The sequence below is a fragment of the Actinospongiicola halichondriae genome (assembly GCF_049103745.1).
Classification (GTDB): Bacteria; Actinomycetota; Acidimicrobiia; order Acidimicrobiales; family Salinilacustritrichaceae; genus Salinilacustrithrix; species Salinilacustrithrix halichondriae.
On sequence record NZ_CP171622.1, the window covers coordinates 3503963 to 3523227 of the forward strand.

The following is a 19265-nucleotide window of genomic DNA, read 5'->3' on the forward strand; positions in this document are numbered from 1 at the left end:
CCGGTACGGTGCGGCGTGATGTCCGGGGTCGAGCACCGCGAAGAACAGCGGTCGCAGCGCGTGCCGTCGCCGTCGCTGCTGGCGGCGCTGGCGGGCCTCCTGTACCTCCCCTTCATCGGGTTCGGCTACGGCACCGACATCGACATCACCAACATCCGACGCAGTGGACGCTCGATCTTCGAGGGCGAGTACCGCTACTCGCGCCCGCCCGGCGCGTTCGCCCATGAACTGACGACCGGCGTGCTCGACCGGATCGGCGGATCGGCGTTGGTGGCGCTCGGGTCCGTGGCCGCCGCAGTGGTCGCCCTCGTGGCGCTCGCCCGGATCATCGAACGCAACCACGGACAGCGGGCGGCACGGATCGCCGTCGTCGTGGTGGCGACCCAACCGTGGTTCTGGGTGACCGCGACGTCGCTGGGCGACTACGTCTACGCCCTCGCGTTCCTGCTGCTCGGCATCGAGTCGGCCCAGCGCGACGCCAGGGTGATGGCCGGCCTGGCCTTCGCACTGGCGATCGGGTTCCGGTCGGGCACCGGACTGTTGATCGCCGCCTACCTGCTCGCCGAGGTGACGGGATCGGATGCTGCGGGGCGGCCGGCGAGCGAGCGCTGGCGGCCGGCGTTGACCACGGCCGTCGTGGCCGGCACGGTCGGCCTCGCGTTCTCGATCCCGCCGTGGTTGTCGGTCGGGCGGACCACCCGATTCCTCCAGAACCAGTTCCAGACCGGCGACCTCGGGGTGATGATCGCTCGGTGGGGCGTCAAGAACGTGGCGTTCTTCGGCCTCATCACGATCGTGGTCGTCGTCGCGCGGGCGCCGGTGTTCGTGGCGTCGCTGCGGCGGTTCTCCAGCCTCGTCATGGTGCGTTTCGCCGTCTACGCCGCCGTGGCCACCGAACTCGTCTACCTGCGGTTCCCGTGGAAGCCGGTGCACCTGCTGCCCATGGTGCTGTGTCTGGCCGTCCTCCTGGCCGTCAGCCCGACCGCCACCAACCGACTGGTCGGGGCCGTGGTCGCCTCCCAACTCCTCCTCGCCGTGGTGTCGGTGAGCCTCGCCGAACCCGACGTCGCCGATGCCGCCACGACGGGTCGGTTCGCACCGGGGCTCACCCGAGGTGTGGTGGTCAACGAACTCGACTGTCGGCTCGACCCCGACCACGACGGTGTGTGGCCCGACCTCGAGTCGGTCGACGCCGACTACGCCGCGGTCGCCGTGTTCGCCTGTCAGGCCCGGTCGTGGCGGGCCGGCGAGGGGCCGAGCGAACCCCGACTCCCCGGAGAGCCGGAGGTCTGAAAACACGGGCGACGGTGGGGCCCACTGTCGAGTTTTCGGTGCTCGCGCCGTAGCGTTCTCCGAATGGGATCGGACCGCCACCCCGCGCAACGCGCCCGACGCACCCTCGCGGGTGCGCTCGCCGTCGTGCTCGGTGTGTCGCTCCTGGCCTCGGGGACCGCCGCCGGCCAGGAGAGCCCCGCACCCACCACGACTGCAGCGCCGGGTCCGACGACCACCACCGCCCCGCCGGTCACGGTCGTGCTCGATGAGGGCGACATCGGGGTCGTCCCGCCCGGCTCCGACGGCGACGTCGACGCCCCGCCGCCCGACGACGGCGAACCGGCCCCGCCGGCAGACGGCGAACTCGAGGTCCCCGACGAGCTCCCCGTCGTCATCCTCCCGGACCCCACGCCAGGGCTCAACGCCGCCCTCGCCGCCATCGACGTACGCCGAGCGACCGACGCCCTCGCCGAAGGTCGGACGGTGCGCCAGATGATCGACGCCGAACTCGACCGCGCCTACACCGCGCGGGCCGAGGCGGTCACGGCTCGCCGACGCGCCGGAGTCGAACTCCTCGCCGCCAAGTCGGTGATCGACCAACTCGTCGTCCAGGTCGTCGTCCACGGGGACACCGACAGCCTCCAGCCGCTGTTCGGGCAGGCGAGCCTGGAGGACCTCCGCGACCTCGAACTGCACGGCGTGGCCGCCGACAAGGTCCATGCCGACTTCGAACTCGCTCGCGCGGCCTACCGCTCGTCCATCGAGGCCGAGAACGCGGCCACGGCGGCGCTCGACGACACCGCCGTCCGCGCCCGGTTCGTCCACGCCATCGAGGTCGGCCTCCGCAACGCGCTCGACGAGGCCATCCGCAAGGCCGAGGAGGCGCGCCAGCAGGTGGGCCCGACGATCCTCGGTCCGGCCGTCCTCGACCAGGCCGACCTCGTCGCCTGGTACCGCACCTACTACCGCGCCGATCCGCCGGTCGGGCCGATCGACGCCATCATCGAGTCGTACCTCCGGGTCGGCGAAGAAGAAGGGGTCGCCGGCGACATCGCGTTCGCGCAGGCCATCCTCGAGACCGGCGGGTTCCGGTCGGGGCACGCCGGCAAGTGGAACTTCGCCGGCATCGGCGCCTACGACTCGTGTTCACCCACCTGCTCGTTCAGCTTCCCGAGCCTCGACGAGGGCGTGCGAGCCCACATCCACCTGTTGCGGGCGTACGCCGACCCCGGCCTCACCACCGCGCAGTTGGCCGCCACTCCCAACCGCCAGGTCGCTCCCGAACGCGTCGGTGTCCGGGGCTGTTGCCAACGGTGGACCCAGCTGACCGGCGTGTGGGCCACCGACCCGAACTACGACCGCAAGGTGCTCGGGATCTACCGGCTCATGGTCGAGACCGCCCGGGCGCTCGACGCCCGCACGCAGTAGGACCGGAGCCCGAGATGCCCGCAGTGACCGTCGATGGACTCGTCGTGCGCCATGGCGACCTCACCGCCGTCGACGGCGTGAGCTTCACCGCCGCGGCGGGAGAAGTGCTCGCGCTGCTCGGCCCCAACGGGGCGGGCAAGACGTCGACGATCGAGGTCCTCGAGGGGTACGGCACGGCCGCCGCCGGACGGGTGTCGGTGCTCGGTCACGACCCAGCCACCGAACACGCCGCCGTCGTCGGTCGGGTCGGGGTGATGCTCCAGGAAGGCGGCGTGTACCCCGGCATCCACCCGCCCGAGATGTTGCGCCTGCTCGCGGCGATGTACGACGACCCGGCCGACCCGGCCGCGCTGCTCACCCGCGTCGGACTCGACGACCGGGCCGACGCGACCTGGCGCCAGCTGAGCGGTGGCGAACAGCAACGGCTGAGCCTGGCCATGGCGCTCATCGGCAAGCCGTCGGTGGTCTTCCTGGACGAGCCGACGGCGGGCGTCGACGTCCGCGGCCGGCAGGTGATCCGCGAGATCATCCGCGAGCTCGCCGCCGACGGTGTCGCCGTGGTGCTGTGCACCCACGAGCTCGACGAGGCCGAGAAGGTCGCCGACCGGGTCGTCATCATCGACCGCGGCCGGGTGGTGGGCGAGGGCACTCTCGCCGAGCTCCGGGCCGGCACGTCGGGTGAGGTGCGGTTCTCGTCCGAGGCCGAGATCGACGTCGAGCGCCTCGGCGCCCACCTCGACGCCACCGTGGTCGAGGAGTCTCCCGGTGAGTACGTGGTCTCCGACAGCGACAACCCCAAGCTGGCGGCGGAGCTGACCGGCTGGCTCGCCAACCACGACCTGGCGCTGGGCGACCTGCGCGCCGGACGTCAGCGTCTGGAAGACGTGTTCCTCCAGTTGACCGGCCTGGACCAGGAGCACGACCGATGAGCGCACTGCTGGCCCAGTTCCGCGTCGAGTGCACCCTGACGCTGCGCAACAAGGAGTCGCTGCTCCTGACCATGGGCATCCCCGTCGGGTTGCTCGTGTTCTTCTCGCTGGTCGACGTCCTGCCCGTCGACTCGGTCCTGCCCGCAGGCGGCGAGGCGGTCGACGCGCTCGCACCGCGCATCCTCGCCCTCGCCATCATGTCGATGGCGATGACCGGCCTCGCGATCGCCACCGGGTTCGAGCGCAGCTACGGCGTGCTCAAGCGGCTGGGGACCACACCGCTGGGTCGACCACGTCTGCTGACCGCGAAGATCGCCGGCGTCGTCGCCATCGAGGTCGTGCAGGCGGCGATCCTCGTCCCGGTCGGGCTGGCGCTCGGATGGCGTCCGTCGTTCTCGGCCCTGCCGCTGATCGGTGCCATCGTCCTGGGCACGACGGCGTTCGCCGGCCTCGGGCTGTGGATGGCGGGCACGCTGCGAGCCGAGATCACCCTCGCCCTGGCCAACGGCCTCTACCTGGTGTTCCTCCTGCTCGGCGGATTCCTGATCCCGCTCGAAGAATTCCCCGGCCCCCTGCGGGCCGTGGCCCGGCTGCTGCCCGGCTCGGCCCTCACCGACCTGGTCACCGCGGCATTCGCCGGCGGCACGGCGCCCGGTCGGGCGTGGCTGGTGCTGGCCGCATGGGCCGTGGCCATGCCGCTGGTGGCGGCCAAGACCTTCCGCTGGGCGCCGAACCGCTAGCGACGCCTCAGAGGAGTGCGAGGATCTTGGCGACGGTTCGTGCCGCCTCGCCGCCCTCGTCGAGAGCGATGCCGAGGGCGGTCGGGACGTCGAGGTCGTCGAGCAGCGCTTCGACCGCAGCCGTGACCGAGGCATCGGAACCGCCGGGTTGGCTGGTCGCATTCCACAGCAACTCGAGCTTTGCCTCGGACTCGGCCAGGCCGGCCTCGTCGAAGTCCCACGTCTGGTTCCAGGGCCGATCGAGGATGTGGAGGCGCAGCGCCTGCGGGGCGTGGTCACGCAGCAGGTCCATCACGAAGACCAGGTTCCCGGTCGACTTGGCGACCTTCTCCCCGCCCTTGGTCACGGTGCCGACGTGCATCCATGACCGACTGAACGGCGCGACGCCGGTGGCGGCCTCGACGATGGCGTTCTCGTAGACGTGGTGTGGGTAGGCGAGGTCGGCGCCACCGGCGTGCACGTCGATCGACATGCCCAGCAGCGTCGTGGCCATGGCCGCACACTCGGCGTGCCAGCCCGGGCGACCCGGACCCCACGGCGACTCCCATGCCGGTTCACCTTCGGCCGACGCCTGCCAGATCGCCGCGTCGAACGGATCGTCCTTGGCGGGATCGTCGGCCCGTCCGCCGCGTTGGTCGTAGATCCGCAGCGCATCGTCGCGCGAGAGCCCCGACATCGAGGCCAGGTCGCCGGCCCGGAAGAACACCGACCCGTCACGCTCGTAGGCCGCCCCCCGGTCGAGGAGCGCACGGGCGAGGAAGATGACGTCGGTGACGTAGTCGCGCGACGCCGGCTCGAAGGTCGGACGCTGCACACGCAGCTTGCGCATGTCGTCCTCGAACTGGAACGTCTGCTGCGTCGACAACGCCTGCCACGTCGTGCCCTGCTCGGCGGCCGCCCGGAGCAGTTCGTCGTCGATGTCGGTGATGTTGCGGACGACCTGGACCTCGATCCCCACGTGCTCGAGCACCCGGGACAACGCGTCGACCCAGACGAAGGTCGTCGCGTGCCCGATGTGCGTCGTGTCGTACGGCGTGATCCCGCACACGTAGATGCGGGCGCGCCGCAGTGCGGGGAGCGGAGAAGAGCCGAGTCGGAGCAGCACGCCGTCAGGTTACGGCGCGGCGATCACTCCTCCGCGGGGAGGACGGTGATGCTGACGGTGGTCTCGCCGTCGGAGCCGAACACCGAGACGCTGACCTGGTGGTCCGAGCCGACGAACTGGGCGCCGCCGGTGAAGTCGTCGCCGCTCGTGTTCTCGTAGCGACCGTCGGTGTCGTAACCGTCGGACTCGTAGTCGTCGATGAGGCTCTCGAACACGTCGGCAGCGTCGCCGTCGGCCGTGCCGACTGCCGAGTAGATGGTCGCTTCGCCGTCGCTCTGCTTGGAGTTGGACTGCGGCGTGAACCCGTCGGGGAGGGGGACATCGGGGAAGTCGTCGGGGAGTTCACCGTCGGAGTTGCCTTCGATGCTGAACTCGCCGTCCTCGCCCTCGATCTTGACGTTGCCGTCCTCGTCGATCGAGAAGGAGCCCTCGTCGTTCTCGAAGGAGAAGGAGCCGTCGTCGTTGATGTCGACGTCGCCGCCGCCGGCGGACTCCTCGATCAGCTTCTCGGTGCCCTTCTCCGCGATCTTCTCGGCGGCCTTGCCGCACGATGCCACGGCGAGCACCGCCGCGATCGCCAGGAAAATGGATGAGATTCGCCGCATGATGTCCTCCTCGGACAGGGGTTGATACCGCGCCAGTGTCGCCCCGATGCGCACCGCCCGCGCTGAGTAGACGTTACTCAGGTCTGGTCGAGGCGGCAGACTCCACGGTGTGGAGGGGCACAACATCGGCACACAGTCGGAGGGCTCGCTCCACGCAGCACTGAAGATGCACGTCAGCCAACCGGGCGATCGTTTCGAGGTCCCGCTCGGTGGCTTCGTCGTCGACGTCGTGCGGGGCGACACCCTCATCGAGGTCCAGACCGGTGGGTTCGCGTCGATGGGGCGCAAGCTCGACCACCTGCTCGCCGACTACCACGTCCACATCGTCCACCCCATCGCGGTCGACTCGTGGATCGAGCGTCGCGAGAAGCCGACCCGCAAGTCGCCCAAGCACGGGTGCCTGCACGACATCTTCGCCGAGTTGGTCTCGGTCCCGACCCTGCTCGACCATCCCAACCTGACGATCGAGGTCTTCCTGGTGCAGGTCGACGTGATCAAGGTCGAGGACCCGGCGATGCGACGGCGCAGGGGCGGCTGGCGAACAGTCGACCGGCGCCTACGCGAGATCGTGGCGACGCACGGACTCCGCACGACCGACGATCTGGTCGCGCTGCTCCCCGACGAGTTGCCCGACGAGTGGACAACGAAGGACGTGGCGACGCTCGGGCGGATCCCCCGCCGCACCGCGCAGCAGATGGCTTACGTCCTCAAGGCGAACGAGCGGGCGATCGAAGTACGCCGCGATCGAGCCGGCGCCCACTACGTGCTCAGTTGACGCCGGAACCCACGCGGTCCTCGACACCGACCACGTTGCCGTCGTCGTCGACGATGGCGCGACGCGCGGTGGTCCCGTGGTCCTGCTTGGCCGACCACCGGAAGAAGATGAACACGATGACGATCCACAAGAAGACGCCACCGCCGAGCTTCATGATGAGTCCCGCTGCCTGCTGGTCGGACGTGACGCCGATGCCCCAGAGGCGGGCGGGCTTGTCGTAGGCGTCGTAGAGCACGCCGTCGGCGAGGGCGAGCCAGGCCGCCGGGATCGTGGGGACGATCGAGGTGAGGAACAGGTGGATGCACTGCGCCGGCGGCTCGATCCGCAGCTCGCGCAGCGGCGACACGACCGGCATCCAGACCGCGAGGGCGGTGACGACCACCACGGTGTGCAGGCCGTAGTGCAGCAGGCCGTTCTCGACCGAGGTGTTGACGATGCCCGACCAGTGCGTACCGAGCTGGACGGCGTTGAACACCACGGCCGCAGGGATCGGACGAGCCAGCTTGAGGAACGCCCGACCGAGCTTGCCGTCGCCGATCACGATGCGGGCCAACCACTCGGGCGTGGCCAGGAGCATCACCGGCGGGATGATGAAGGTCAGCAGCATGTGCTGGACCATGTGCACCGAGTACAGGTACTCCTCGGAGATGTCGTGCATCGGCCAGTCGGCGGCGATCCACAACAGGGTGATGCCGAAGACGAACCAGCGCTTCTGCGCCGGCGTGACCACCGGCGTGCCCTCGGGGACGAGGCGGGGGCCGAGGGTCTTCAAGGCGTACACGTACAGGCCGATGAGCCCGAGGAGCAGCACCCACACCTCGGGGTGTGGCTGCCAACGGAAGTAGTCCGGTTCCGCGACCTGGCCGAGCACGAGCACGGTGCGAGCCTACGACTGGTGGTACCAGCACCCCCAGTCGCCCCGGAGTCGAGCCGCTGTGTGAAGCTCCCGACATGCGTCACTACCGGGGGTTCATCGCCGACAGCGCCAGGTGGGCTGGCTTCGAGCACCGCGACGACGACATCGTCATCGCCACGCCGGCGAAGTCCGGCACCACGTGGATGCAGAACATCGTCGGGATGTTGGTGTTGGGGACCCCGGACCTGGGTCGGCCGATCACCGAGATCTCGCCGTGGCTCGACATGCTCACGCGGCCACTCGACGAGGTGGTCGCCATGCTCGAGGCGCAGGAGCACCGGCGCTTCATCAAGACGCACACCCCGCTCGACGGACTGCCGTTCGACGAGCGGGTCACGTACATCTCCGTGCTGCGACATCCACTCCAGGTGGCGCTCTCCGACGTCGACCACGGACGCAACGCCGACCGCGACGTGATGATCCCGTTGCGGGGCGAGGTCGCCGGGTTCGACGACCTCGCCGACCTCCCACCGCCACCGGAACGCAGCGACGATCCGCGCGAGCGGATGCAGCAATGGCTCGACGACCCGACCGACTACGGGAGTCCGGGAGGCACGGTGTCGCTGGCCCAACTCCTGACCCATGCGCGGACGTACTGGGATGCTCGGGATCGACCGAACGTGCACCTGTTCCACTACTCCGACCTCCGCCGTGACCTGGCTGGTCAGATGCGACGAGTGGCCGAGGTGCTCGCCGTCCCGATTCCCGACGACTTCGAGACGTTCGTCGAGGCGGCGACGTTCGATCGCATGAAGGCGGCGGCTGACCGGACGGCCCCGGACGCGGAGTTCGGGACATGGAAGTCGAACTCCGACTTCTTCCGTTCTCCCGAGGACCGGACGTGGGACTTCCTCACCGAGGACGACCTCGCGCACTTCGAGTCGCGGCTCCTCGAACTCGCCGGGCCGGACCTGGCGGCGTTCATGTGCAACGGTGAGCGGTCATGACCACGATCGGCACCGTCGCCAGCGTCCACCGCTTCCCCGTGAAGTCGATGCAGGGCGACGCCCCGACATCGGTCGAGGTCGACGAGAACGGGATCGTCGGCGACCGAACGTGGGCACTCCGCGACGCCGAGACCGGCAAGCTGGTCTCCGCCAAACGCCCGCGTCTGTGGCGTGCGCTGCTCGACTGCACGGCCTCGGGAACCGGTGACGACGTCACCGTGACGCTGCCCGAAGGTGAGACCTACGGGATCCATGACGCCGGACTGCGGGTGTCGCTCAGCGCCCTCCTCGGACGTGAGATCGCGATCGAGGCCTCGTCGGGACCGATGCAGGGCACCTACGAGTCGGACTGGCCCGAGATCGAGGGCATCACGCTCGCCGGCGAGATGGAGTTCCCGACCAACCTGACGGGCGAGGGCACGAGCTTCGTCGACCTCGGGATCCTGCACCTGCTCACCACCGCGTCGATGGCGACGCTGGCTTCGGCGGCGCCCGACGTGGCCGTCGACGCCCGACGGTTCCGGCCGAGCATCCTGCTCGACACCCCCGACCTCGACGGCTTCCCGGAGAACGAGTGGGCGGGGCGCACGCTCACGATCGGCGACGTGGTCATCGCCCTCGGCGACCCGGCACCGCGCTGCATCATGACGACGGTCGCCCAGGGCGACCTGCCACGTGAACCCGCGGTGCTGCAGGCCATCGCCGCCGAGAATCGGCTGACCAATCCCCTCGGGACCTTCGCCTGCCTCGGTTGCTACGCCAACGTGGCCACGGGCGGGACGATCGGCGTCGGCGCTCCGATCACCCTCCGCTAGCACCCGTTCTGGGTTGCGGATACGCGCGTCGGCGCGCGTATCCGTAGCCCAGAACCGGATCTCGATCGTTCTGGGTTGCGATTCCGCGCACAGACGCGCGGATCCGTAGCCCAGAAGCGCTGGGTTCGATGGACGGCGAGATCGCAGGCGACGGGTTTGTGTCGGCACCGGTGTGGATGATGTCGAAATGCACTGGGAAGCACTGTTTCGGGATGTGGCGTCACGACAGGACGGGGTCATCGGCGTCGATCAGCTCGCGGACATCGGCTGTGGCCACCGCCAGTGGTACTGCGCGCAGCGCAGCGGGCGCTGGATCGCCGAGACCCGACGAGTGCTCCGACTCGACGGCACCGAGCACCGCCCGGGGCAACGGGTCCACGCCGCGCTGCTCGACGCCGGCGGCGGTGCCGTGCTCCACGGGCCATCGGCGTTGGCCTGGCTCGGCCTTCGAGGATTCGACCTGTCGAAGATCCACATCACCCGCCGACGCGGGACGAGAACCGTCGGTGCAGAACTGGCGGTCGTGCACCGTCTCCGGGACCTCCGTCCCCAGGACCTCTGCGTGGTCCGCGGAGTGCCGACCGTCACCGCGCTCCGAGCGATCTGGTCCGAGGCCAGTCGGTTCAGCAACGAGCGGTGGTACGAGCGGGGATTCGTCCGGATCGGTCGGCTGCTCGACGACGCCAACCGCGACGGTCTTGTGACCTGGGCGGGTCTCCGCGCATCTGTCGCAGCTCTCCAGCAGTCCGGCCGGTCCGGCACACGTCTCATGCGAGCGCTCTCCGCCGAACGGCCACCGGGCTCCATTCCGACGGAGAGCAGGAACGAAGATCGGTTCGAGTCGATTCTCGAGGCCTCGGGAGTCGAGCCGATGCTTCGTCAGTGCGTGGTCGGCGGCGACGCGCCCATCGGTCGTGCGGACTTCCGCGACCCGGATCTGCCGGTGGTGGCAGAGATCAACAGCATCTCGTTCCACTCACTGCCGAGCGACCAGCGGAACGACGAGGGCCGCTACGCCACGATGGTCGACGCAGGATTCGCGGTGGGCGTCATCTGGGAATCCGATGTCTGGTCCCGTCCCGCGATCGTCACTGCGGTGGTCGCCGAGGTCCGTCGCCGATCCCGCCGACAGGACCCCGCGGTCGTGCACAGCGCCGGGTGCCCGTGGCCGCACGACCCAGATCGGATCGTCATCGACGTCATCGAGCCGACGACGCGAGGCTGAGCCTCCGGCCGAACTCGACGACCACCGGATTCCGGGTTGCGAATTCGCGCGCTGACGCGCGGATTCGGAGCCCAGAAGCCCGATTAGTTGGGGTGGGAGTTCCTCAGCTGAGGAACTGGAGACCGGCCTCGTAGCCGTTGTCGAAGTAGGCGAACGTCGACAGGACGACCAGGTAGACGCAGACGGCCAGGATCAGGCCGCTGACGAACACGAACCGGAACAGTCGGTTGTCGAACTTCAGGTGCATGAAGAACGAGATGATGGTGATGAACTTGATCACCATCAGGGCCAGCAGGCCACCGATCAGCAGCGGCGCGAGGTCGTGGCTGTAGGGGTCGTCGGTGATGAAGTAGGTGCCGACCTCGAGCAGCGTGAGGACGCCGAGGATGCCGCCGATCTTCCAGTACATGGCATCGGACGGATGGTCATGATGCTCGTCGGCGTGCGTGTCGGCCGTTGCGGTGCTCATCGAACCACTCCTACGGGATCAGGTAGACGATGGTGAAGATCAGGACCCACACGACGTCGACGAAGTGCCAGTACAGGCCGACGATCTCGACCGTCTCGGCTCGCTCTTCCGACAGCCGCCCGGTGAGCGACATCACGAACAGCGACATCAACATGACGATGCCGACGGTGACGTGCACGCCGTGGAAGCCGGTGAGGCTGTAGAAGGCCGAGGAGAACAGGTTGGTCGTGTAGCCGAGGCCCTCGCGGTAGAACGAGGTGAACTCGTAGACCTGGCCGGCGATGAACGTTCCGCCGAGCATCGACGTCACGAGCAGCCACAGGCGCAGCTTCTCGTGGTCGCCCCGGCTGATCGAGCTGACGGCGAAGACCATCGAGACCGACGACATCAGCAGCACGAAGCTCGACACCGACGTGAACGGGATGTCGAACACGTCGGCCGGGCCGATGCCCACGCCACGGTGGCGCAGCAGCAGGTAGGTCGAGATCAGGCCACCGAAGAGCAGGCAGTCGGATCCGAGGAACAGCCACATCCCCATCTTGTTGTTGGAGATGCCGGTCGCATTGTTGGTGCCCAGACCCCAGTGTTCGAGATCGACGCCGTCGAGCTCGTCGGGGGCGGGACTGCTCGTCGTCGCGTCGGTGGCGGCAGCGGTGTCAGTCATCGGACGAGGCCTCCTCGTCGGAACCAGCACCCACGGCGACGGCATCGCCGTCCTCGTGGTCGCCGTGATCGTCGTGTCCGTGTCCGGCGTCGGGATCGTCCGCCGGCTCGAGCGCCAGGCCGTAGAGCGCCATCAGCGTGATGAACCCGCCGACGAAGGCGAAGCCCAGGTTGAAGATCAAGCCGTAGCCGATCAGCGGGAACGAGAAGCACAGGACGATGGGCCAGTACGACGGAGCCGGGAGGTGCACGTCGGTGCGGTGACCGGTCTGTGCGACCTCTTCGGCCGTGGCGATCGGGACCAACTTGTGGTCGTCGGTCTCGCCGTACTTGCGGAACCAGAACTCATCGCGATGGGTGACGACCGGCGTGTGGTCGAAGTTGTGCGTCGGCGTCGGCGAGGCCGTCATCCACTCGATGGAGCGGGCGTCCCACGGATCCGGGCCGGGGCTGACCCAGCCGGGCTTCTTCGAGTCGCGGTACGACACGAAGATGTTGACGAAGAAGACGAGGAACGACAGGGCGATCAGGAAGGCGCCGATGGTCGAGACCAGGTTCCAGAAGTTGAAGCCGTAGCCGTCGAAGTACGAGTGCGTGCGGCGGGGCATGCCCTGGAGACCGAGGATGTGCTGCGGGCCGAACGTGAGGTTGAAGCCGACCAGCATGATCCAGAAGTGGGCCTTGCCGAGCCCCTCACGGAGAAGGTGACCGAACGCCTTGGGCCACCAGAAGTAGAAGCCGCCGACGAAGCCGAACAGGGCGCCACCGAAGAGCACGTAGTGGAAGTGGGCGACGATGTAGTACGTGTCGGTCTGCTGGGTGTCGGCGGGGGCGATCGAGTGCGACACGCCCGACAAGCCACCGATGGTGAACATCGTGACCAGACCGATCGAGAACAGCATCGGTGTGGTGAACGACAACTTGCCGCCCCACATCGTGGCCATCCAGTTCAGGATCTTCACGCCCGTCGGCACGGCGATGAACATCGTCGAGACGGCGAAGGCGGCGACCGAGATCGGACCGAGACCCGAGGCGAACATGTGGTGGGCCCACACGCCCCAGCCCATGAAGCCGATGGCCACGCCGGAGAAGACGATGAACTCGTAGCCGAAGATCGGCTTGCGGGAGAACACGGGCAGCGTCTCGGAGACGATGCCGAACGCCGGCAGGATCATGATGTACACCTCGGGGTGTCCGAAGACCCAGAAGAGGTGTTCCCACAACAGTGGGTCGGCGCCGGCTGCGACGTTGAAGAAGTTGGCGTCGAAGATGCGGTCGAAGGTCAGCAGGAACAGGGCGACCGAGATGACCGGCATGGCGAAGAGCAGCAGGAACTGCGTGACCAGCGACATCCACGTGAACACCGGCATCTTCATCAGCGACATGCCGGGGGCACGCATGTTGATGGCCGTGGTGATCAGGTTGATCGCACCGACGAGCGAGGCGATACCGGTGATCTGCAGGCCGATGGCGTAGAAGTCCATGCCATGGCTCGGGCTGAAGATGACCGAGGTGTTGGGGGCGTAGGCGAACCAGCCGCCGTCGGCGCCGCCGCCGAGGAACCACGACGAGTTGAAGAAGACTCCACCGAAGAAGAAGCACCAGAACGAGAAGGCGTTGAGTCGCGGGAAGGCGACGTCACGCGCACCGATCTGGAGCGGCATCAGGTAGTTCATGAACGCCGCACCGATGGGCATGACGACGAGGAAGATCATCGTGACGCCGTGCATGGTGAAGACCTGGTTGTACAGGTCGGCGGAGATGATCTCCTGGTCGGGCGCCGCGAGCTGCGTCCGGATGATCAGGGCCTCGATGCCACCGATCACGAAGAAGAACAGCGCGGCAGCGCCGTACATGATGCCGATCCGCTTGTGATCGACGGTGAAGAGCCAGCTCTTCCAACCGGTGTCACCCTGCGGGCGGCGGAACACGCCGAGCGCGTCGGCGGGGGACGCCATGGCGTCACCCGTCGTGAGGGCGAGCTGGTCGGCGCTGGTCTCTGGTGCTTCGACGATTGCCATCGGTGTCTACTCCAGACCGATCAGGTAGGCGACGAGCGCATCGATCTGCGACTCGTTGAGCCCGAGGTCGGGCATGCCCCGTCTGCCGTCGGCATACAGGGGTTTTTCGGCGGACGGATTGCGCAACCAGGCTTCGAGCTGGTTGTCGTTGAACTCGACACCGATCTCTTCGGTCTCGACGATGCCGTCACCGTCGATGTCGTTCCACAGGTCGAAGATGCCGCCGGCGTAGGAGGCGCGGCTGGCGAAGTGGGTGAGGTTGGGCGCGGCACCCGACACCTGGTCGGCGCCGTTGTACTCGGCGTTGAAGCCCTCGACGAGGTGGCAGCTGGCGCACAGCGTGCCGAAGACCTCTTCACCCTGGGTGGCGAGATCGTTGGCCGGCTCGGCGGCCTCGGCGAGCTGGGCCTCGACCCAGGCGTCGAACTCGTCCTGGGGCAGAGCTCGGACGGTCATGCGCATGTAGGCGTGCGAGAGGCCGCAGTACTCGGTGCACTGGCCGACATAGGTGCCGGGCTCGTCGGCCTCGAGCGTGAGGTGGTGCGTACGACCGGGGACGGCGTCCTTCTTGCCGTTGAGCGCCGGGATCCAGAAGCTGTGGATCACGTCGCGGGACTCGATGTCGAGGTAGACGGGCGTCCCGACCGGGATCACCATCTCGTTGGCGACCTCGATGTCGGTGGCGTACTCGTCGGGGTTCTCGATGCCCGGCTGGTTGACGTCACCGTCGGGATGGAGGCCGTCGGCGTCGATGTCGTAGTCGTAGCTCCACCACCACTGCTGACCGACGACGCGGACCTGGAGGGCGTCCTCGGGTTCGTCGGCGAGGTCGAGGATGGTGCCGACCGTGGCCACGGCGAGGAACGCCAGGATGACGGCGGGGAGGACGGTCCAGCCGATCTCGGCCTTGGTGTGGCCGTGGATCTGGACGGGGACGCTGTCGTCGTCGTCCTTGCGCTTGCGGAACTTCCAGGCGACGAACAGGACACCGAACTCGACGAGGACGAAGACCACGCCGGCGATGAGGAACGTGATGTTCGACAGGTTGTTGATCTTGTCGGCCGCCGGGCCCTTCGGCTCGAGGGTGGTCTGCTGCGCGTTCGAGGCACAGGCCGAGGCGGCGAAGCCGACGACCGTGACCAGCGCGAGCAGGCGGGCCCGTGCAGACGTGAAGCGGGACATCAGTTGCTCTCCTCGACCGGTGCGTCTTCGGCGTCGCCCGAGTGCTCGGCGCCGTCGTCGGCGTGGTCGCCCTCCTCTTCGGAGTGCTCCTCGCCGTGGTGTTCGAAGTCGCGCTCACCCTGGACCGCCGAGGCGATGCCGATGCCGATGGTGGCGACGGCGGCGAGGACCAACAGGCCCGCCACGAGGTCGGTGCGCAGACTGGGGCGGGTCGACAACACGGTGCCGACCACGAAGACCAGGGCAGCGATGACGAGTGCCGCCCAGACGGCGTTCTCGGCGCTGAGCGTGAGGAAGAGGCGGGAGAAGCCGATCACGATCACGGCGATCACCAGGGCCCCGGCGACGGGGACCTCGATCGGGAGCATGAAGCGGTTGCGGATCTCGCGGTTGACGGCGGGGTCGCCGGTCGCCCGCTCGGCCCAGGCCTGCATCGTCCACTCGATGGCGACGGCGCCCAGGACCAGGAGGCCGGCCACGAAGAAGACGTTGTTCAGTGCGGCACCGACCACGACGAGGCCGGCACCGAAGGCGCCGACGAGCGGCCAGTACGAGGTACCGGGGACCGTGGGCGCCGGTGCACGGTCGACACCGAGGAGGGCAGCGCCCGCATCAGGATCGCCGTCGCGGAAGGCCGTGGTGGCGAATCCGGCGAAGGCTGCGACGAACGCCGCGCCCATCAGGATCGTGTAGCCCAGTTGGTCGCCGACGGCGCCCTTGTAGCCGAGGCTGATCGGTCCGACCTCGCCACCACCGGTGGTGTAGCCGTAGACGACTCCGGTGAGGAGCAGCAGGCCGGCGAGGGCGTAGAAGAACTTGGAGGCGGTGGTGATCATCAGCGCTTCACTTCACGATCAGGATCGCGTACCAGATCACCGAGTAGACGGCGACGGTGACGTACCAGTACAGAGCGGCGGCGGAGAGGCCTTCGGCGTCGGGCCCGGTGAACTGACCGCCGAGACTGCGCAGCGCCATCAGGGCGATGAAGATCAGTGCGCCAGCGGTCATGGCGATCTGGAGGCCGACGATCGTGAACAGCAGGACGGCCTGGACCGTGGCCCCACCGTTGAGCGGCAGGTTCCACTGCGTCCACAGGAAGCCGATCAGCGTGATGTGGGCGAGACCGAAGAGGACCGTGGTGCCGAGGGCGGTGTAGGCGTGGCCCCGGTCGCGGTGAGCGGCGGCGTGCACGGCCCACTGCATCGTGACCAGCGACATCACCAGGGTCGCCATGCTCATGTTGCCGGGGGACAGCGGGATGGTCGCACCGGTCGGGAGCCAGGCGGTGCCGTCGGCGACGACCTGGGACCGGACCGAGAAGTACACGGCGAGGAGACCGACGAAGACGGCGAGCGAGCCGGCGGCGGCGAAGGCGGTGCCGATGAGCACCAGGCGCGGGCGTCGTGTCGGGGCCTGGGCGACGGCGTCGAGGCGCAGTGGCACCTGGGCCGGTTCGAGGATGGTGCTGGTGCCGCTCATCAGGACGAGACCTCCGCGTGACGGGCGTCGTAGACCGGGGCCTCCGAGGTGATGGCCGGCGACTCGTCACCGGCCCACTCGAGGGTGTGCCCTTCCCACGGATCGCGTTGTTCGGGGTCGACCGCGTCGTTGTCGCGACCGGCACCGACCTTGAGGAGCAGACCGACGAAGCCGAGGGCGACGAGGATCAAGATGCCGCCGCCGACCAGGGAGACCAGGTTGAGGGCCTCGATCGCATCGACGTTGTCCTCGGCGCCGCCGAGGAGCGATGCCTGATCGAGGAAACCGCTGACGAGGTCGGGGAGGCAGAGGACGATCGTGCCGACGAGGCCGCCACCGGCGAGGGCCAGCGACGGGCCTTCGGGGAACGCACGACCCCAGACCAGGGGCGACCAGTAGACCAACCCGCCGAGCAGGCCGAGGGCCGACGCAGCGAGCACGTAGTGGATCTGCGAGGTCGTGCCGGTCGTGTTGAGCAGGTCGAGGGGATCGACGCTGACCAACGCACCGTTGGCCGCACCGGCGAGCAGCATGACCAGCGCCGACAGCGCCCAGACCAGCGGGCTCATGACCCGTGCGGTGCCGCGGCGCAGCGTGTCGGCCACGAGGCCGGTGAGTCCGAGCAGCGGCAGGAGGATGAGGAACGACCAGGCCACGAAGGGGACCTCGTCGGTGTAGGCCAACAGCAGGTCGCCACGAGTCGAGGGGGCGAAGCCGGGGAGGGCCCAGGCGCCGAAGGACAGGACGGCGAAACCGCCGATGCAGCCCATGGCGATGCGGTGCTGGGTGAGGCGGGTGCGTGCGGCCACGGGGACGATGTCGCCGACGATGCCGAGCACGGGGATGGCGTACATGTAGACGGTGGGCTGGTTCCACGCCCACGACATGCGCAGATAGAGCTGCTCGCCGCCACCGATGAACGTCGAGCCGTACTTCACGTCGACGTAGGCCAACAGCAAGATGCCGGCGAGGATCGGCAGCGTCAGGATCCAGATGCCGGCGGCAACGATGTTCGCCCAGGTGAAGAGCGGGGCTCGCGTCAGGCTCATGCCCTCGGCACGCAGGCCGAGCCCGGTGGTCGCGACGCACACGGCGGCGAGGCACAGGCTGGCGAGCACCAGGATCATGGCGGCGAGGAACAACGCCACGGCGTCGGGGTCGGACCCGCCGGGGCCTCCGTCAGCAGCGAAGGAGGTCAGGACGACCGCGCCACCGATGAGGTAGGTCCAGTAGGCGGCAGCTGCGGCCCGGGGGAACGCCACGGTGGGCGACCCGATCTGCTGCGGCACGATTGCGATGGCGAGGCCGAGCAGCAGCGGGACGAGGAAGAGGAACACGCCGGCGACAGCGTGGAGGCTGAAGATCTCGGCGACGGCGTCGACGTCGAGGACGTCGATGCTGCTGGTGTCGAGCTTCTCGGCGCCGAGCAGGGCGCCGGCGACGCCGGACGCGAGCAGGAAGAGGAACGAGGTCCCGATCCAGAGTCGTCCGATCTTGCGGTGGTCGCCGGTCCCGATGAGGGCGGCGAATCCGGGCGCGGGACGAGGCGGAGCCAGTGCGGTGGCGTCGCTCGTCACTGCGGGCGGCGCATCGGTGTCAGTGACGGTCATCGAATTCGGTCTCCTGCGGCCCGGGCGCCGCAGGTGCGGTCGGCGCTCCGCCGTGGGCTGGGTGGTCGAGGTCCAGTTGTCGTGCGGACATTACTCATCGTCCACAGACTGGTCAGAATCGGTCGGTCGGGCACGGAATCAGCGGGATCAGGTCGGCAGCAGCTGGTCGACGGCCATGGCCCCGAACAGCAGTGTCACGTAGGTGATCGACCAACCGAACACCCGCATGGCGCGGGCGGGAGAGGGGTCGATGAACAGGCGGACGGTCTGGAAGAGGAAGATCGCACCGAGTGCGATGGCCGACCCCAGATAGGTCAGGCCCATGTCGGCCACGGGGGCGAAGAGGAGGGTGGTCGCCCACAGCGCCAGCGTGTAGGCGATGATCCGGCGGCAGGTGACCTTGTCGTCGACCAAGACCGGCAGCATGGGGACATCGGCAGCGGCGTAGTCGTCGCGGTACCGGATCGCCAGCGGCCAGTAGTGGGGCGGGGTCCAGATGAAGATGACGGCGAAGAGGACGACGGGGGCCCAGTCGAGCGTGTTGGTGACGCTCGACCAGCCGATGAGCACCGGCACGGCGCCGGCGGCGCCGCCGATGACGATGTTGTGGGTCGACGTCCGCTTCAGCCACAGCGTGTAGATGAAGACGTAGAAGAGACAGGCCGACACGGCGAGGGCGGCCGAGAGCAGGTTGACCGTGGCCCAGAGGAAGGCGAAGGCGACGATCTCGAGGGCGATGGCGAAGATCAGCGCGTTGCGGGGCTCGATCGCGCCGGTCGCCAGCGGCCGGTTCTGCGTCCGCGACATGAGCTTGTCGATGTCGCGGTCGACGTACATGTTGATGGCGTTGGCGCCGCCGGCGGCGAGCGTTCCGCCGAAGACGGTGGCGACGATCAGCCACAGCGGCGGCATGCCCCGCTGAGCGACGATCTGCGTCGGCACCGTGGTCACCAACAGCAACTCGATGATGCGCGGCTTGGTCAGGGCGACGTACGCCCCGACGGTCGTGCGCACCTGCTGGGATCGGGAGGGGGTGGCGGCCGCGAGCATGACGAACGAAGACTAGGCCCCACCCCATGCG

19 protein-coding genes are annotated in these 19265 nt (G+C 68.5%); 8 read left to right on the forward strand and 11 right to left on the reverse strand.

Annotated elements, in window-relative coordinates:
* Positions 1-18 precede the first annotated feature (18 nt).
* From AB8619_RS17400 to AB8619_RS17415, 4 genes are all read left to right on the forward strand, one after another.
* Positions 19-1293 carry a hypothetical protein gene (locus tag AB8619_RS17400; protein WP_436793891.1) on the forward strand — a complete coding sequence of 425 codons (1275 nt, stop codon included), beginning with the start codon at positions 19-21 and terminating at the stop codon, positions 1291-1293.
* A gap of 63 nt (positions 1294-1356) precedes the next feature.
* A complete protein-coding gene (locus AB8619_RS17405; protein ID WP_436793892.1) occupies positions 1357-2703 on the forward strand; it encodes a glucosaminidase domain-containing protein in 1347 nt (448 codons plus the stop codon).
* Positions 2704-2717: 14 nt separating this feature from the next.
* On the forward strand, positions 2718-3632 hold the full coding sequence (locus AB8619_RS17410) for an ABC transporter ATP-binding protein (protein ID WP_436793893.1): 915 nt from the start codon (positions 2718-2720) through the stop codon (positions 3630-3632).
* Positions 3629-4372: an ABC transporter permease gene (locus tag AB8619_RS17415; protein ID WP_436793894.1), complete on the forward strand. Its 744-nt coding sequence runs from the start codon at positions 3629-3631 to the stop codon at positions 4370-4372. The genes AB8619_RS17410 and AB8619_RS17415 overlap by 4 nt, the downstream gene beginning before the upstream one ends.
* A 7-nt stretch (positions 4373-4379) precedes the next feature.
* On the opposite strand, the gene AB8619_RS17420 is transcribed toward AB8619_RS17415, so the two are convergent.
* Both AB8619_RS17420 and AB8619_RS17425 read right to left on the reverse strand, forming a co-directional pair.
* Positions 4380-5477 carry a cysteine--tRNA ligase gene (locus AB8619_RS17420; RefSeq protein WP_436793895.1) on the reverse strand — a complete coding sequence of 366 codons (1098 nt, stop codon included), beginning with the start codon at positions 5475-5477 and terminating at the stop codon, positions 4380-4382.
* Positions 5478-5500: 23 nt separating this feature from the next.
* Positions 5501-6082 (reverse strand): hypothetical protein, encoded by a 582-nt coding sequence (locus AB8619_RS17425; protein WP_436793896.1) that lies wholly within the window; start codon positions 6080-6082, stop codon positions 5501-5503.
* 109 nt (positions 6083-6191) lie between these two features.
* Between AB8619_RS17425 and AB8619_RS17430 the strand changes: the two genes are divergently transcribed.
* Positions 6192-6857, forward strand: a complete 666-nt coding sequence (locus AB8619_RS17430; protein ID WP_436793897.1) for a hypothetical protein — start codon at positions 6192-6194, stop codon at positions 6855-6857.
* Here AB8619_RS17430 and AB8619_RS17435 read toward each other — a convergent pair.
* Positions 6850-7734, reverse strand: a complete 885-nt coding sequence (locus AB8619_RS17435; protein ID WP_436793898.1) for a cytochrome c oxidase assembly protein — start codon at positions 7732-7734, stop codon at positions 6850-6852. The two genes, AB8619_RS17430 and AB8619_RS17435, sit on opposite strands and share 8 nt — an antisense overlap.
* Positions 7735-7808: 74 nt before the next feature.
* Here AB8619_RS17435 and AB8619_RS17440 point away from each other — a divergent pair, with 74 nt between their 5' ends.
* The 3 genes from AB8619_RS17440 (at position 7809) to AB8619_RS17450 (ending at position 10760) form a co-directional block, all read left to right on the forward strand.
* Positions 7809-8720: a sulfotransferase domain-containing protein gene (locus AB8619_RS17440; RefSeq protein WP_436793899.1), complete on the forward strand. Its 912-nt coding sequence runs from the start codon at positions 7809-7811 to the stop codon at positions 8718-8720.
* On the forward strand, positions 8717-9535 hold the full coding sequence (locus AB8619_RS17445) for an MOSC domain-containing protein (protein WP_436793900.1): 819 nt from the start codon (positions 8717-8719) through the stop codon (positions 9533-9535). Before AB8619_RS17440 ends, AB8619_RS17445 begins: the two co-directional genes overlap by 4 nt.
* A gap of 214 nt (positions 9536-9749) precedes the next feature.
* A complete protein-coding gene (locus AB8619_RS17450; protein ID WP_436793901.1) occupies positions 9750-10760 on the forward strand; it encodes a hypothetical protein in 1011 nt (336 codons plus the stop codon).
* A 103-nt stretch (positions 10761-10863) separates the two neighbouring features.
* Here the strand turns inward: AB8619_RS17450 and AB8619_RS17455 are convergent, their stop codons facing one another.
* The 8 genes from AB8619_RS17455 to AB8619_RS17490 all read right to left on the reverse strand — a co-directional run bounded on the left by AB8619_RS17455 (position 10864) and on the right by AB8619_RS17490 (position 19234).
* A complete protein-coding gene (locus AB8619_RS17455; protein WP_436793902.1) occupies positions 10864-11229 on the reverse strand; it encodes a cytochrome C oxidase subunit IV family protein in 366 nt (121 codons plus the stop codon).
* Positions 11230-11239: 10 nt separating this feature from the next.
* The gene (locus tag AB8619_RS17460) at positions 11240-11893 is read right to left on the reverse strand and encodes a cytochrome c oxidase subunit 3 (protein WP_436793903.1); all 654 of its coding nucleotides are present in this window, start codon (positions 11891-11893) and stop codon (positions 11240-11242) included.
* On the reverse strand, positions 11886-13913 hold the full coding sequence (gene ctaD, locus AB8619_RS17465; RefSeq protein WP_436793904.1) for a cytochrome c oxidase subunit I: 2028 nt from the start codon (positions 13911-13913) through the stop codon (positions 11886-11888). Before ctaD ends, AB8619_RS17460 begins: the two co-directional genes overlap by 8 nt.
* 6 nt (positions 13914-13919) lie before the next feature.
* Positions 13920-15095, reverse strand: coding sequence for a cytochrome c oxidase subunit II (coxB, locus tag AB8619_RS17470; protein WP_436793905.1), 1176 nt, complete (start codon positions 15093-15095; stop codon positions 13920-13922).
* Positions 15095-15931, reverse strand: coding sequence for a hypothetical protein (locus AB8619_RS17475; protein WP_436793906.1), 837 nt, complete (start codon positions 15929-15931; stop codon positions 15095-15097). Before AB8619_RS17475 ends, coxB begins: the two co-directional genes overlap by 1 nt.
* A gap of 7 nt (positions 15932-15938) precedes the next feature.
* Positions 15939-16574 (reverse strand): hypothetical protein, encoded by a 636-nt coding sequence (locus AB8619_RS17480; protein WP_436793907.1) that lies wholly within the window; start codon positions 16572-16574, stop codon positions 15939-15941.
* Positions 16574-18184 (reverse strand): cbb3-type cytochrome c oxidase subunit I, encoded by a 1611-nt coding sequence (locus tag AB8619_RS17485; protein WP_436793908.1) that lies wholly within the window; start codon positions 18182-18184, stop codon positions 16574-16576. Before AB8619_RS17485 ends, AB8619_RS17480 begins: the two co-directional genes overlap by 1 nt.
* Before the next feature lie 147 nt (positions 18185-18331).
* Positions 18332-19234, reverse strand: coding sequence for a heme o synthase (locus AB8619_RS17490; RefSeq protein WP_436793909.1), 903 nt, complete (start codon positions 19232-19234; stop codon positions 18332-18334).
* Positions 19235-19265 lie beyond the last annotated feature (31 nt).